The organism is Salipiger sp. D13 (genome assembly GCF_003703915.1).
Lineage (GTDB): Bacteria > Pseudomonadota > Alphaproteobacteria > Rhodobacterales > Rhodobacteraceae > Salipiger > Salipiger profundus.
On sequence record NZ_ML112593.1, the window covers coordinates 180,047 to 193,628 of the forward strand.

The following is a 13,582-nucleotide window of genomic DNA, read 5'->3' on the forward strand; positions in this document are numbered from 1 at the left end:
TCGGCTGCGCGGGCCTCCTTGCCTCGAAGTTCTGCGCACCATTGTATGCAAGCGCCTGCGCGCCCGGACCAGACAGAGATCGCCTCCGCAGAACGGGCATTCCTTGAATGCATAGCTCATCCAATAAGTTACGCGCTCAGTGCATGGCTGACAAGATCATGCATCGTCGCGGGTGACCGCCTCGCGCGATCGTGCAAGGCCGCTGTCGAAGCCTTCGGCATCGCCGTAGTCCATGAATTCCGGATAGCGCCGATGCGGCTGCGCAACCCGCGCCGCATGCTTGATCGGGCACCAGAACGCTTCCGTCCGCGAGGCGATCTCGGTCACGTAGGACAGCAGCCCGTTGCAATAGCCGCAGTAGACACAGTTCAGTTTCTGAAGCGCATTGAGATACGCCAGATGCTGCCGGTCGATCCGAATGTGATCCCTGCGCTTCACGCGCGGGATGCCGTAGGCGCGGAAGCAGACCGCCTGGTAGACACTCACGAAGAGATCCAGCAGCGCGAACGGGAAGATCAGCGAATAGATCAGCGGCGCGGTCGCGACATGCCAAGGGTTGGCCCGCGCGAGGAAGGTGCCGAGCCGGACCCGCAGGGCGCGGTGCCGGCGTTTGGCCTCGGCCTCGAAGCGGACACTGTTACGCTCGAGCCGGTAGCGGAACTGCGCGCGGCGCTCGGCAATGGCTGCCTCGAGTTCGTCGTGAAGCGCGTCGATACGGGCGAGGATCTGCTCGATCCGGGAAGTCATCGGAGGGCCCCTTTCCTGTGCCGCCGCAACTCCGGCGGAAGGCGCATGTTAGGCTTCCGCGTGGCCCCGGCATTGCGCTGGATCAAAGCGTCGCGAGCCGCGCCGGCTCAGCATTGGCTCGACAGCAGGCCCGCCGCACGTGATGCCTCGCGCCCTTCCAGAGAAGGCTCGGCCTTGCCCCGACTCGTCTGCGCATTTTTTTCCTCAGCGCATTAGGATTGGGTTAACTTTCTAAACAGAAGGATGGCACAGGCGCTTTTCAGGGGCGCCAGGGCGGCAAGAACCTATCCGTTCGGATAGGGGGCTAATCCGCTTGGCACCTCTGCGCTCCCTTTGTCTGCTCGTCCGGGCATGACCTCGGGGCTACAAATAGACTGGCAAGACACCGGACACGTAACGAATACCCGGGTCGGTACCGCGAGGTTGCTGACCCTGAGATTTACTCGAACAGGGACCTAAGAATGGAAGACATCTTGAACCGCCTGCGCTCCGAAAAACTGCCCTCTGTTTCCCGGGACGGCGGGCGCACCTCGCAGATCGACTTCAACCAGATTCTTGCCGAGCGTCACGAGGCGGCCGCGATCATCGAAGCCCAGCAGGCGCTGATCGATCGCCTTCAGCTACGTGACCAGCCCCCTGTCAGGACATGGGCCAGTTGCCACTGACGACCCATCCGAAGACTGACTTTCAAGACCGTGGCGACGATACGTCCACGCGCTCCAGATCCGGGCGGCTCTTTTAGGAAAGGGCCGCCCGTCTGATATCTTGCCTTGCTACGCGGCCCAAACCTGCCGGCCGTAGCGCCTGACGCCGCATGTGACCTGGGCGGTTGATCCCCCGTTCGGGCCCACCGTTGCCGTCACCTGAGAAGCCGTCCGGAAGGAAGGCGGCGGCGCCAACCGCAATCTCCGCAATCTTGCGTCGGAATCGACGGCCCCCGCTCTCGACTAGCCGCCGAAACCGGTCCGCCCTGCCCCGGTGCTGCCGAAGCCGCCACGCGATGTCGCGGTCGCGCGCGTCATCGGCGCCTTGCCCACGGTCGACGCAGGCCGGACGAACTGCGAGGTGCTCATCTTCGTCGAGCCCGAGTTGCCGGAAAACGTGCTGGAGCGCGCGGCGTTCGTGAAGCGCCCGTCGGAGGTCTTGTAGAGCGGCTGCGCCGCCGCCATGCCCGACCGGCCGCTCATCATGTTGCCCATCAGGTAACCTGCGAGTAACGGCATGAAGATGCTGCCCGAGCCGCCCGAAGCGGCAGCGGCTTCCGTCCCGCAGGCCCCCTCGCCATGCTGCTCCTCGCAGACGGCGAGGCTGTCGTAGCGCGGCGCGGCCTCCACGTGCAGTTCCTGCGCATCGGAAAAGGCGGTTTCGCAATCCTCCCGCGAGAACATCCCGCCGGCCACCGACTGGTCGAGACAGCTCTGCAGGTCGGGGAACGCCGTCGCATCGACCTGTTCCTCGCGGCAACCCGCGAGGGTGAAAGCCGCCGCGCCGACAATCGCGATGGCAACATGTTTCGAGCGTTTCGTCATCTCTGTCCTTCCTTCTGCCACCCTCTCCGGCGGCTGCGCATCAGGCCGTGATATAGTGAGGTTTGAACCGGGACAAATCCTGCGTGATCCGCGACCGGTCCTCGCGGATGCCGATCCCGGCGCAGGTCCGGCCGACGATCCAGGCCCCGATGACCGGACGGAAGCCGTCGAACTCCGGCAACGGCGCATAGGCCTGCAGAACGCGCGGATGCTCGGCATAGTCGGTGTTCTTCGACTGCTCGACCAAGCGCCCCGCTTCGTGGATCGAGACCGAAGCCCCCTCTCGCGACAGGATCGGCTTCAGCACGTGGCCCGCCTCGAGCCGTGCCTCGGCACGACCGAAGGCGGCGGCCTGCGGACCGCGCCCAGCGCGGGCCTCCGCGAGGTCCGCCTCGAAGAACGCCGGAAGGAGGTTCGGATGCCCCTCGAACATCTGCCAGAGCACCGGCAGCATGCCCTTGTTCGACAGAAGCGCCTTCCACGCCGGTTCGAGGAACAGGCAGCCGGAGCCCGCGATATGCGCGGCGTAGTCGTCGCGCAGCAGGTCCTCCCAGGGGTAGAGCTTGAACAGCACCGCGATCCGGCGGTCCTCGTCATCGAGAAACTGGCCCTCTTCGCTGAGCCCGATCTTGTCGAGATCGCAATAATGCGCGCCGAGCCCCGCCTCGCGCGCGGCCCAGCCCATGGCCTCGACGGTGCCGTAGTCTTCAGGGTTGCCGCCGACGGCGGTGAAATGCAGGTCGCTGTCCTGCTCGAAGAGCTCGCCGAACCGCGCGACCAGCGCTTCGTGGATGCCGTTGAACTGGTCCGAGCCCTCGGGCAGCACGCCGGCCGCAAGCTGATCCTCGAGCCACTGCCACTGGAAGGCGGCGCTCTCGTAGAGCGAGGTCGGCGTGTCGGCGTTGTATTCGAGCAGCTTGGCCGGCGACGCCCCGTCGTAGGCGAAATCGAACCGCCCGTAGATCTCGGGATCGCCCTGGCGCCAGCTCTCGGCGACAAGGTCGCGATGCGCCTCGGGGATCGCGAGCCGCTCCATCAGCTCTTCACTTGCGACGATCTTCGCGACCGCCTCCCGGCACATCTCATGCAATTCCGTCGCCGGATCTTCCAGCGCGGTCTCGATCTCCTCGAGCGAGAACGCATAGGCCGAGGTCTCGTCCCAGTAAGGCTCGCCGTGCATGTCGGCGAAGGTGAAGCCCACCTCCTTGGCATGGTCCCGCCAATGCGGACGTTCGGTCAGGGTGATCTTCTGCACTTCGCGCTCCCGGGTTGTCCGGTCGCATATAGGTGTTCCGAGCTGCGGCAACCAGCCGGGGATGTCGGTTTCCGGCCGCTTCAGGGGGCGAGCCGTTCCAGGGTCACATTTGCCCGGACCGCTGCCGGATATTTTCGGCACGCCGGTTCGCGGGCGACCGCACTTGCCGTGGCAGACCATCACGCTCGGTGCCGAGCTTCAAAGTCGTGGGACGTTCTTCCGAGGGCCGGCCCGGAGGCGGGCGTTCGATCATGAATGCGATCAGGTGGTTCCATCCGATCGAGGCCGGGGCGCCCGGCCCCACGTCAGCGTTCGCTTCGCCCGGAAATGTCTCCGCGTGGTCGGCGGTGCGAAAATGCTGTCACCCCTCGAAACACGCGGGACCCGGCGGCGCCCCGCAGGGGGCGCCTGGCCTTTCGTCTCAGATCGCCATGCTGAACTTGCTGAGGACCCACACGCAGACCACGAGGCCGACCGCGATTTCAAGCATCTGCGCACGACGCCAGGCGCGGGCATTCTTGTTGCGCTCGAATTCGATTTCACTCTTGTACATCGTTACACTCCACGTTCTGCGGGGTCGGCCAGCATCGATGCGCTGACCGGATCCGGGAAGATGCGGCGTTCTGCGCGCATCCGGTGTCCTGTCATTTGTCCTGCTCTAAGTAGCGCTCGCCGAACCAGCTTGGCAGACCCGCCCAGGGGTAGCTGCCTTCGCCTATGGAGACCGGGACTGACCTGATGTCCTCCCCGGCTCCACGATCGGAGAACCTAGCTATACATAGGGGTAGGACGCCGTGGCGAGATCATGGCGAAAGGGTGCTATNGGGGTAGGACGCCGTGGCGAGATCATGGCGAAAGGGTGCTATTTGAATGATTTCAAAAGACAAATCTCACCGCCTGTGTCAGAAGGCGGACAGTATGCACCCTGACCGCGCCCTGCGGTGAGCAATCACCACCACAGGTTGCGTCGCCCGGCGAGATGCCCAGCCCCAAAGCCATGGGGAGGGAGCGTCCCGGGGCGCGCCCCCTCGCACTCCGACGGATAACCGCACCGCCGGCCGAACGAGCCGGACCGGGGGCGCCGCCCGCCGGATCCTGTATTGACGCATGGTCCACGGAGGCCAACTCCGCCGGCCGCAATCACGGCCGACGGCAGCAGGAAGAACACCGTGCGAAGCGGAGTTCAGAAATCCCAGTCCGCGTCCTCGGTCGCCACGGTCTTGCCGATCACGTAGCTCGACCCGGACCCCGAGAAGAAGTCGTGGTTCTCGTCAGAACCGGGCGAGAGCGCGGCCATGATCGCGGGGTTCACGCGGCAGGCCTCGTCCGGGAACAGCGCCTCGAAGCCGAGGTTCTGGAGCGCCTTGTTGGCATTGTAGTGCAGGAAGTTCTTCACGTCCTCGGTCAGCCCGAGCGGATCGTAGAGCTGCTCGGTATACCGCGCCTCGATGTCGTAGAGATCGAAGAGCAGCGCAAAGGCGAAATCCTTCAGCTCCCGGCGCTCTGCCTCGGGCAGGCGCTCGAGGCCCCTCTGGAACTTGTAGCCGATGTAATAGCCGTGGATCGCCTCGTCCCGGATGATGAGACGGATCAGGTCGGCGGTATTGGTCAGCCGCGCCCGCGACGACCAGTGCATCGGCAGGTAGAAGCCCGAGTAGAACAAGAAGGACTCCAGGAACACGCTGGCGATCTTCCGGCGCAGCGGGCTCGAGGTGGCGTCGTATTCATCGAGGATCAGCCGCGACTTGGCCTGCAGATGCTCGTTCTCCGCCGACCATCGAAAGGCCTCGTCCACCTGCACCGTCTGGCAGAGCGTCGAGAACACCGAGGAGTACGACCGCGCGTGCACCGCCTCCATGAAGGCGATGTTGGTCAGCACGGCCTCCTCGTGCGGCGTCGCCGCATCGGGCATGAGCGCCGGCGCTCCCACGGTGTTCTGGATCGTGTCGAGCAGCGTGAGTCCGGTGAACACGCGGATCGTCAGCCGCTGCTCGTCCTCGGTCAGCCGCGACCAGCTCTGGATGTCGTTCGACAGCGGCACCTTCTCCGGCAACCAGAAATTCGCGGTCAGCCGGTTCCATATCTCCAGGTCCTTGTCGTCCTGCACCCGGTTCCAGTTGATCGCCGCCGGTATCGCCCGGCCCTGCACGCTGTCCTTCATCTCGTCCTCGCTCCGGGAACGCCTCGGGCTTCGCGCCGCGTCCCCTCTTCTTCTCTTTGATAAATACCTCGGGGGCGTGGGGGCAGCGCCCCCACCTGCCGCAGGCAGTCCCGGCTCAGAGCGTGCAGCTCACGCAGCCCTCGACCTCGGTCCCTTCCAGCGCCGCCTGCCGCAGCCGGATGTAGTAGATCGTCTTGATCCCCTTCTTCCACGCGTAGATCTGGGCGCGGTTGATGTCGCGGGTCGAGGCCTCTGCCGGGAAGAAAAGCGTCAGCGACAGCCCCTGGTCAACGTGCTCGGTCGCGGCGGCGTAGGTGTCGATGATCGCCTCGGGGCCGATCGCATAGGCGTCGCGGTAGTACTCGAGGTTGTCGCTGTCCATGTAGGGGGCCGGGTAGTAGACCCGGCCGATCTTGCCTTCCTTGCGGATCTCGATCCGCGCCGTGATCGGGTGGATCGAGGAGGTGGCGTAGTTGATGTAGCTGATCGACCCGGTCGGCGGCACCGCCTGAAGGTTCCGGTTGTAGAGCCCGTGCGCCATCACGTCGGCCTTCAACACGGCCCAGTCGTCCTGCGTCGGCAGGTCGATGCCGAAGCGCTCGAACAGCGCTGCGGCACCCGGCAGCTCCGGATGCCAGCTGCGCGTCGTGTACTTGTCGAAGAACCTGCCGTCGGCATAGGCGGAGTCCGAGAACCCCCTGAAACACCTTCCCTTCTCCCGCGCCAGGGCGCAGGAGGCCGTCAGCGCGTGGAACAGCACGGCGGCGAAATAGGCCGAGGTGAAGGCGATCCCCTCGGGGCTGCCGTAGTGGATGCGTTCCCGCGCGAGGAACCCGTGCAGGTTCATCTGGCCAAGCCCGATGGCATGGCTTTCCTCGTTGCCCTTGCGGATCGAGGGCACGCTGTCGATGGCCGACATCTCGCTGACCGCGTTCAGCGCGCGGACCGCCGTCCCCACGGACGCGGCCAGGTCGCCCCCGTCCATCGCGCGGGCAATGTTCATCGAGCCGAGGTTGCAGGAAATGTCCGTCCCCATCCGGGCGTAGGACAGGTCGTCGTTGAACTCCGATGCCGCGTTCACCTGCAGGATCTCGGAGCAGAGGTTCGACATGGTGATGCGCCCGGCGATCGGGTTCGCCCGGTTCACCGTGTCCTCGAACATGATGTAGGGGTAGCCGCTTTCGAACTGGATCTCCGCCAGCGTCTGGAAGAACGCGCGGGCGTTGATCTTCTTCTTGCGGATGCGGGGATCGTCGACCATCTCGGCGTATTTCTCGGTCACCGAGATTTCCGAGAAGGCGCAGCCGTAGACCTTTTCGACGTCATGCGGCGAGAACAGGTACATGTCCTCGTTCTTCTTCGCCAGCTCGAAGGTCACATCGGGGATCACCACCCCCAGCGACAGCGTCTTGATGCGGATCTTCTCGTCCGCGTTCTCGCGCTTGGTGTCGAGGAAGCGCAGGATGTCCGGGTGGTGCGCATGAAGGTAGACCGCGCCCGCGCCCTGCCGCGCGCCCAGCTGGTTGGCGTAGGAAAAGCTGTCCTCGAGCAGTTTCATCACCGGGATCACGCCCGACGACTGGTCCTCGATGCCCTTGATCGGGGCGCCGTATTCGCGGATGTTGGTCAGCATGAGCGCCACGCCACCGCCGCGCTTGCTGAGCTGCAGCGCCGAGTTGATGCCGCGCCCGATGCTTTCCATGTTGTCTTCCAGCCGCAGCAGGAAGCACGACACGAACTCCCCCCGGGCCTTCTTGCCGGCGTTCAGGAAGGTCGGCGTCGCAGGCTGGAACCGCCCCGACAGGATTTCGTCCATCAGCCGCATGGCCAGCGCCTCGTCGCCACGCGCGAGGGTCAGCGCGTTCATCACCACGCGGTCCTCGTAGCGCTCGAGGTAGCGTTTCCCGTCCCGGGTCTTCAGCGTGTACGAGGTGTAGTACTTGAACGCGCCGAGGAAGGTCGGGAAGCGGAACTTCCGCGCATAGGCGGCATCCCAGATGCGCCGCAGGAACTCGCGCGGGTACTGGTCGAGCACTTCGGGTTCGTAGTAGCCCTCGTCGACGAGGAAGCCGAGCTTCTCCTCGAGCGAATGGAAGAACACGGTGTTCTGGTTCACGTGCTGCAGGAAATACTGCCGCGCGGCCATCCGGTCGGCTTCGAACTGGATGTTGCCGTCCTCGTCGTAGAGGTTCAGCATCGCGTTCAGCGCGTGGTAGTCGAGACCCTGCGTCAGGCTGGCGTCAAGCATCTGTTTTCCCAGAAGGTTTCAAGCCCGGCGCGAACGCGGGCGATGTCGGTGTCTGTCCCCGCGAGCTCGAAGCGATAGAGCACGGGCACGTTGCATTTGGCCGCGATGACCTTGCCGGCCATCGCGAAGGTGTCGCCGAAGTTCCGGTTGCCGCCGGCGATCACGCCGCGCAGCAGGGTCCGGTTGGCTTCGATGTTCAGGAACCGGATGACCGGCTTCGCCACGGCGCCGCGGCCCTCTCCGTCGGCGTAGGTCGGGCAGACGAGCACGAAGGGCCCGGTCATCACCGGCGGCGCCGCGTCCTTGCGCAGCGGCAGACGCGTCGCGGGCAGGTCGAGCCGCGCGACGAAACGGGCGGTGTTGCCCGATCCGCTGGAGAAGTAGGCAAGGCCCGGCATCGGCGCGCGGTCCCGGCTCAGCCCAGCTGGCTGATCATGTCGGGACGGAAGCCCGCCCAGTGTGCCTCGCCGGCCACGACGACCGGGGCCTGACGGTAGCCCAGTCCCTGGACCATCTCCATCGCCTGCGCATCCTCGGTCAGGTCGATCAGGTCGAAGTCGATGCCGCGCGCCTCGAGCGCACGGGTGGTCGCGGTGCACTGCACGCAGGCGGGTTTGGAGTAGACGGTGACGCTCATGTTCTGTCCCTTTGCCGGTCTCTTGTCTCCGGGCGGAAGGGACACGGGAACAGCCCGCATGTGAGGCCGCACCACGCGCCCGGGCCCTCCGCCGCGGTCGTCGTTCATGCCCTGGCAGGTCTCCTGACTTGCGGCTCGAACGCCCCGTCGTCCGCCTTCCCGGTGTGCGCTGACACCAGTGGATCGGACCGGGGCTTGCCACTTACAGTTGCGGGGGCAGTGCCGGATCTTCACCGGCTTCCCTCTTAGCCCGCGAGGTGACTCGCGGGAACCAAAGCACCTGCATGTTGCGGTCCGGGGCGCAGGGTTGTCAATATATCGACGTATCTTTCCTCGCGATAACTCCCGGCCTCCAAGGACAGGGCCAGCTTCCGACGCCTGCAAGAGACTGGACTCCGCCGCCCCGGCATGGAAAATATCGCCCTGATGGTGCCGCCCGGAAACGGGTGGCTGAAAAGGGAACGCGGTGCGGGCTGACTGCCCAATGCCGCGACTGCCCCCGCAACTGTAGGCGGAGAGCGGTTCCGATACGCACCACTGGACCAAGGGTCCGGGAAGGTTCGGAACAGCGACGACCCGCAAGTCAGGAGACCTGCCATCTCCGGCGCGGCTTCCGCGCCGCAGTCACCTTGACCCTGGCGGGGAGCCATGGGCGCGGAGGCAAAGATGGAGACGACCCGTCCGCCAGATGCCGCACGTCCGGTCCCCGCATGCGATGCGCGGAGGGCGCTATGCTTCTCGAAAGAACACTCATGACACTGCAAAGCCGGGCGGAGACGCCCGAACGGGCGCGGGAACTTGGCAGGCTCGGCTTCCTGCAATGGATGATGTTCCTGCGCTCCGACGCAAACTACCCGCACGAGGCCAACCGCGCCTTGGCGATGGCCGCGCCGTTCGAGACGACGGACCCGGCGGTCGCGGTCTTCACCGGGCTCGTGCGGCAGTCATTGGACGGCAGGGCGCACCCCATGGCCGTGCCCCTGCCCCGCCCGCGTCGCCGGGGTGGTGCCCGCGCACGCCGGGAACTGCTCTGAGGCCGGCACCGACAACATGAGCGCGCCTCATGTTAAGGGCGAATATTATGGGTTTGATCGTTGGGTCGCCTGTTGGTTATGTAGGCCCTTCCGAAAGGCAGGTTCGACATGATCAACTTCTCGCTCCCGATTTCCGAAAGCTACGAGGCCCTTCAGGCCGCGGCGCGTGAGCGCATCCTGATACTCGACGGCGCCATGGGCACGATGATCCAGACGCTGAACATGACCGAAGAGGATTTCACGGCCAAGGGCCACATCCACGGCCCGGGCTGTCGCCATCACCATTCGGACCACCCGCAGAAGGGCAACAACGACCTGCTGGTGCTGACCCAGCCGCAGGCGGTCGAGGACATCCAGCTCGAGTTCGCCCTTGCCGGGGCGGACATCCTCGAGACGAACACGTTCTCCTCGACCACCATCGCGCAGGCGGACTACGGGCTCGAGGATGCGGTGCATGACCTCAACGTCGCCGGCGCACAGGGCGCGCGGCGTGCCGCCGAGCGCGCGCAGGCGATCGACGGCAAGCGCCGCTACGTGGCCGGCGCGGTCGGCCCGACCAACCGGACCGCCTCGATCAGCCCCGACGTGAACGACCCCGGCTACCGGGCGGTGACCTTCGACGACCTGCGGATCGCCTACGGCCAGCAGATCGACGGGCTGATCGAAGGGGGGGCCGACCTGATCCTGATCGAGACGATCTTCGACACGCTGAACGCCAAGGCGGCGATCTTCGCCGCGTTCGAGAGCTTCGCCAAGGTCGGCCGGCGCCTGCCCATCATGATCTCGGGGACCATCACCGACGCCTCCGGGCGCATGCTGTCGGGCCAGACCCCGACCGCCTTCTGGCACTCGGTGCGTCATGCCCGCCCCTTCACCGTGGGCCTCAACTGCGCCCTCGGTGCCGATGCGATGCGCCCCCACCTGACGGAACTCGCGGGTGTCGCCGACACCTTTGTCTGTGCCTACCCGAACGCCGGCCTTCCGAACGCCTTCGGCGCCTACGACGAGACCCCCGACCAGACCGCGGCGCTTGTCGAGGTGTTCGCAAAGGAGGGGCTGATCAACGTGGCCGGCGGCTGCTGCGGCACGACTCCCGATCACATCCGCGCCATCGCAGAGCGCGTCGCGGCCCATCCGCCGCGCAAACTGAAGGAGCTTGCAGATGCCTGAACCGCTGCTTCGCCTCTCCGGCCTCGAACCCTTTGTGCTGACCAGCGACATCCCCTTCGTCAACGTGGGCGAGCGGACGAATGTCACCGGCTCGGCCAAGTTCCGCAAGCTGATCACCAACCGCGACTATGCGACCGCGCTCGACGTGGCCCGCGACCAGGTCGAGAACGGCGCCCAGATCATCGACGTCAACATGGACGAGGGCCTGATCGACTCGAAGCAGGCCATGATCGATTTCCTGAACCTCGTCGCCGCCGAGCCCGACATCGCCCGTGTGCCGGTGATGATCGACAGCTCCAAGTGGGAGGTGATCGAGGCCGGTCTCAAGTGCGTTCAGGGCAAGCCGGTGGTAAACTCCATCTCGCTCAAGGAGGGCGAGGAGAACTTCATCCACCAGGCCTCGCTGTGCCTCGCCTACGGCGCCGCCGTCGTCGTCATGGCGTTTGACGAGCAGGGCCAGGCCGACACCTTCGAGCGCAAGACCGAGATCTGCGCCCGCGCCTACAAGGTGCTGACGGAAAAGGTCGGCTTCCCGCCCGAGGACATCATTTTCGACCCGAACGTCTTCGCCGTCGCGACCGGCATCGAGGAGCACGACAACTACGGCGTCGATTTCATCGAGGCCACGAAGTGGATCCGCGAGAACCTGCCGCACTGCCACGTCTCGGGCGGGGTCTCGAACCTGTCGTTCTCGTTCCGCGGCAACGAGCCCGTGCGCGAGGCGATGCACGCGGTCTTCCTCTACCATGCCATCAAGGTCGGCATGGACATGGGGATCGTGAACGCCGGGCAGCTGGCGGTCTACGACCAGATCGACCCCGAGCTGCGCGAAGCCTGCGAAGACGTGGTGCTGAACCGTACGCCCGCCAACGGCGGCACACCCACCGAGAACCTTCTCGATATCGCCGGGCGCTACAAGGGAGACAAGCGCGAAGCGAAGAAGCGCGACCTGACGTGGCGCGAGTGGCCGGTCGAGAAGCGGCTGGAACACGCGCTGGTCAACGGTATCACCGAGTTCGTCGACGAGGACACCGAGGCCGCCCGCGTTGCCGCCGAAAAGCCGCTCGACGTGATCGAGGGGCCGCTGATGGCCGGCATGAACGTGGTCGGCGACCTGTTCGGCGCGGGCAAGATGTTCCTGCCGCAGGTGGTGAAATCCGCGCGCGTGATGAAACAGGCGGTGGCGGTGCTGCTGCCCTACATGGAAGCCGAGAAGGAAGGGAAGCGCGACAGCGCGGGCCGCGTCCTGATGGCGACCGTGAAGGGCGACGTGCACGACATCGGCAAGAACATCGTCGGTGTCGTTCTGGCCTGCAACAACTACGACATCATCGACCTTGGCGTGATGGTGCCGCCGCAGAAGATCCTCGAGGAGGCCAAGGCCCACGATGTCGACATCATCGGGCTGTCCGGTCTCATCACGCCTTCGCTCGACGAGATGGTCCATCTTGCCTCGGAGCTCGAGCGCGAGGGCTTCGACATGCCACTGCTGATCGGCGGGGCGACCACCTCGAAGGTGCACACGGCGGTGAAGATCTCGCCGCAATACTCCAAGAGCCAGGCGATCTACGTCACCGACGCCAGCCGCGCCGTGGGCGTCGTCTCGTCGCTGCTGAACAAGACGCAGCGGCAGGACTACATCGACAACATCCGCTCGGAATACGCGGAAGTGGCCGAACGGCACGAGCGCTCGGAACGGGCCAAGCAGCGCCTGCCGCTGGCCGCCGCACGGGCCAACGCGATGAATATCGACTGGACGGACTACAAGGCGACCGAGCCGGAATTCACCGGGTCGAAGGTGATCGAGGGCTGGGATCTCGCCGAGATTGCCAACTACATCGACTGGACCCCGTTCTTCCAGACGTGGGAGCTCAAGGGCGTCTACCCGCGCATTCTCGACGACGAGAAATACGGCGAAGCCGCGCGCGGCCTGTTCGACGACGCGCAGGAGATGCTGAAGAAGATCATCGCGGAGAAGTGGTTCAACCCCCGGGCCGTCATCGGCTTCTGGCCCGCCAATCGCGACGGCGACGACATTCGCCTCTTTGGCGATGCCGCGCGCTCGGAGCCCCTTGCAACGCTGCACACGCTGCGCCAGCAGACCTCGAAGCGGAAGGACCGCCCGAACCTCGCACTGGCCGACTTCGTCGCCCCCGAGGGCACCCCGGACTGGGTGGGCGGCTTCGTCGTCACCGCCGGCCCCGAGGAGATCGCCATCGCCGAGGACTACGAGCGGCGCGGAGACGATTACGGGGCGATCATGGTCAAGGCCCTCGCCGACCGCTTCGCCGAGGCAATGGCCGAGATGATGCACCAGAAGGTTCGGACCGAGCACTGGGGCTATGCCAAGGACGAAAGCTACGACCCGCAGGAGCTGATCGGCGAACCCTATGACGGCATCCGCCCGGCGCCCGGCTATCCGGCCCAGCCCGATCATACCGAGAAACGGACACTCTTCGACCTGCTCGACGCCACGACCCACACCGGGGTCGAACTGACCGAAAGCATGGCGATGTGGCCCGGCTCGTCGGTGTCGGGGCTCTATATCGGGCATCCCGATGCCTACTACTTCGGCGTGGCCAAGGTCGAACGCGACCAGGTCGAAGACTATGCAGCGAGGAAGGGCATGACCGTCGAGGAGGCCGAGCGCTGGCTGGCCCCGATCCTGAACTACCGCCCGGGCGACATGAAGGCGATCGCGGCGGAGTAAACCGCCCGGCCCCGCGCGGGCCGGTCTGCGGCCCCGGGCGCGACCCGGGGCCCTCAATCAGGCGCATGTGTCCTTTCGGAGCGCGTCGCGT

The 13,582-nt window shown here is 65.6% G+C and carries 12 protein-coding genes and 2 riboswitches; of the genes, 4 read left to right on the forward strand and 8 right to left on the reverse strand.

Annotated elements, in window-relative coordinates; all coding sequences use genetic code 11:
- Window positions 1–156: 156 nt before the first annotated feature.
- Window positions 157–747 carry a hypothetical protein gene (locus tag D6860_RS09350; RefSeq protein ID WP_017467944.1) on the reverse strand — a complete coding sequence of 197 codons (591 nt, stop codon included), beginning with the start codon at window positions 745–747 and terminating at the stop codon, window positions 157–159.
- Window positions 748–1,208: 461 nt separating this feature from the next.
- Here D6860_RS09350 and D6860_RS09355 point away from each other — a divergent pair, with 461 nt between their 5' ends.
- Window positions 1,209–1,412, forward strand: coding sequence for a hypothetical protein (locus D6860_RS09355; protein WP_076623661.1), 204 nt, complete (start codon window positions 1,209–1,211; stop codon window positions 1,410–1,412).
- Between the two features lie 282 nt (window positions 1,413–1,694).
- On the opposite strand, the gene D6860_RS09360 is transcribed toward D6860_RS09355, so the two are convergent.
- From D6860_RS09360 to nrdH, 7 genes are all read right to left on the reverse strand, one after another.
- A complete protein-coding gene (locus D6860_RS09360) occupies window positions 1,695–2,276 on the reverse strand; it encodes a DUF1190 domain-containing protein (RefSeq protein WP_017467032.1) in 582 nt (193 codons plus the stop codon).
- Window positions 2,277–2,316: 40 nt separating this feature from the next.
- Window positions 2,317–3,531 carry a glutathionylspermidine synthase family protein gene (locus D6860_RS09365; protein WP_017467031.1) on the reverse strand — a complete coding sequence of 405 codons (1,215 nt, stop codon included), beginning with the start codon at window positions 3,529–3,531 and terminating at the stop codon, window positions 2,317–2,319.
- Window positions 3,532–3,952: 421 nt separating this feature from the next.
- On the reverse strand, window positions 3,953–4,084 hold the full coding sequence (locus D6860_RS25885; RefSeq protein WP_017467030.1) for a hypothetical protein: 132 nt from the start codon (window positions 4,082–4,084) through the stop codon (window positions 3,953–3,955).
- 630 nt (window positions 4,085–4,714) lie between these two features.
- Entirely contained in the window at window positions 4,715–5,692 is a 978-nt protein-coding gene (gene nrdF, locus D6860_RS09370; protein WP_017467029.1) for a class 1b ribonucleoside-diphosphate reductase subunit beta, read from the reverse strand.
- Between the two features lie 115 nt (window positions 5,693–5,807).
- Window positions 5,808–7,940 carry a class 1b ribonucleoside-diphosphate reductase subunit alpha gene (nrdE, locus tag D6860_RS09375; RefSeq protein WP_076623660.1) on the reverse strand — a complete coding sequence of 711 codons (2,133 nt, stop codon included), beginning with the start codon at window positions 7,938–7,940 and terminating at the stop codon, window positions 5,808–5,810.
- On the reverse strand, window positions 7,922–8,338 hold the full coding sequence (gene nrdI / locus D6860_RS09380) for a class Ib ribonucleoside-diphosphate reductase assembly flavoprotein NrdI (protein WP_017469605.1): 417 nt from the start codon (window positions 8,336–8,338) through the stop codon (window positions 7,922–7,924). Before nrdI ends, nrdE begins: the two co-directional genes overlap by 19 nt.
- Window positions 8,339–8,355: 17 nt before the next feature.
- Entirely contained in the window at window positions 8,356–8,577 is a 222-nt protein-coding gene (nrdH, locus tag D6860_RS09385) for a glutaredoxin-like protein NrdH (RefSeq protein WP_017469604.1), read from the reverse strand.
- 95 nt (window positions 8,578–8,672) lie between these two features.
- A riboswitch (cobalamin riboswitch) is annotated at window positions 8,673–8,868 on the reverse strand.
- 119 nt (window positions 8,869–8,987) lie between these two features.
- Window positions 8,988–9,192: riboswitch (cobalamin riboswitch) on the forward strand.
- 137 nt (window positions 9,193–9,329) lie between these two features.
- Here nrdH and D6860_RS09390 point away from each other — a divergent pair.
- The 3 genes from D6860_RS09390 to metH all read left to right on the forward strand — a co-directional run bounded on the left by D6860_RS09390 (window position 9,330) and on the right by metH (window position 13,491).
- Window positions 9,330–9,611 (forward strand): hypothetical protein, encoded by a 282-nt coding sequence (locus tag D6860_RS09390; protein WP_017469438.1) that lies wholly within the window; start codon window positions 9,330–9,332, stop codon window positions 9,609–9,611.
- Window positions 9,612–9,719: 108 nt separating this feature from the next.
- Complete coding sequence (locus tag D6860_RS09395) at window positions 9,720–10,781, forward strand: homocysteine S-methyltransferase family protein (protein ID WP_076623659.1); 1,062 nt, start codon at window positions 9,720–9,722, stop codon at window positions 10,779–10,781.
- Window positions 10,774–13,491 (forward strand): methionine synthase, encoded by a 2,718-nt coding sequence (gene metH, locus D6860_RS09400; RefSeq protein WP_076623658.1) that lies wholly within the window; start codon window positions 10,774–10,776, stop codon window positions 13,489–13,491. The genes D6860_RS09395 and metH overlap by 8 nt, the downstream gene beginning before the upstream one ends.
- The last annotated feature ends 91 nt before the right edge of the window (window positions 13,492–13,582 follow it).

What these genes read in the sequence shown, in the direction of transcription:
- D6860_RS09350 (WP_017467944.1), bottom strand. Translation starts at nt 747, where the DNA reads ATGACTTCCCGGATCGAGCAGATCCTCGCCCGTATCGACGCGCTTCAC.
- D6860_RS09355 (WP_076623661.1), top strand. Translation starts at nt 1,209, where the DNA reads ATGGAAGACATCTTGAACCGCCTGCGCTCCGAAAAACTGCCCTCTGTT.
- D6860_RS09360 (WP_017467032.1), bottom strand. Translation starts at nt 2,276, where the DNA reads ATGACGAAACGCTCGAAACATGTTGCCATCGCGATTGTCGGCGCGGCG.
- D6860_RS25885 (WP_017467030.1), bottom strand. Translation starts at nt 4,084, where the DNA reads ATGTACAAGAGTGAAATCGAATTCGAGCGCAACAAGAATGCCCGCGCC.
- nrdF (WP_017467029.1), bottom strand. Translation starts at nt 5,692, where the DNA reads ATGAAGGACAGCGTGCAGGGCCGGGCGATACCGGCGGCGATCAACTGG.
- nrdE (WP_076623660.1), bottom strand. Translation starts at nt 7,940, where the DNA reads ATGCTTGACGCCAGCCTGACGCAGGGTCTCGACTACCACGCGCTGAAC.
- nrdI (WP_017469605.1), bottom strand. Translation starts at nt 8,338, where the DNA reads ATGCCGGGCCTTGCCTACTTCTCCAGCGGATCGGGCAACACCGCCCGT.
- nrdH (WP_017469604.1), bottom strand. Translation starts at nt 8,577, where the DNA reads ATGAGCGTCACCGTCTACTCCAAACCCGCCTGCGTGCAGTGCACCGCG.
- D6860_RS09390 (WP_017469438.1), top strand. Translation starts at nt 9,330, where the DNA reads ATGACACTGCAAAGCCGGGCGGAGACGCCCGAACGGGCGCGGGAACTT.
- D6860_RS09395 (WP_076623659.1), top strand. Translation starts at nt 9,720, where the DNA reads ATGATCAACTTCTCGCTCCCGATTTCCGAAAGCTACGAGGCCCTTCAG.
- metH (WP_076623658.1), top strand. Translation starts at nt 10,774, where the DNA reads ATGCCTGAACCGCTGCTTCGCCTCTCCGGCCTCGAACCCTTTGTGCTG.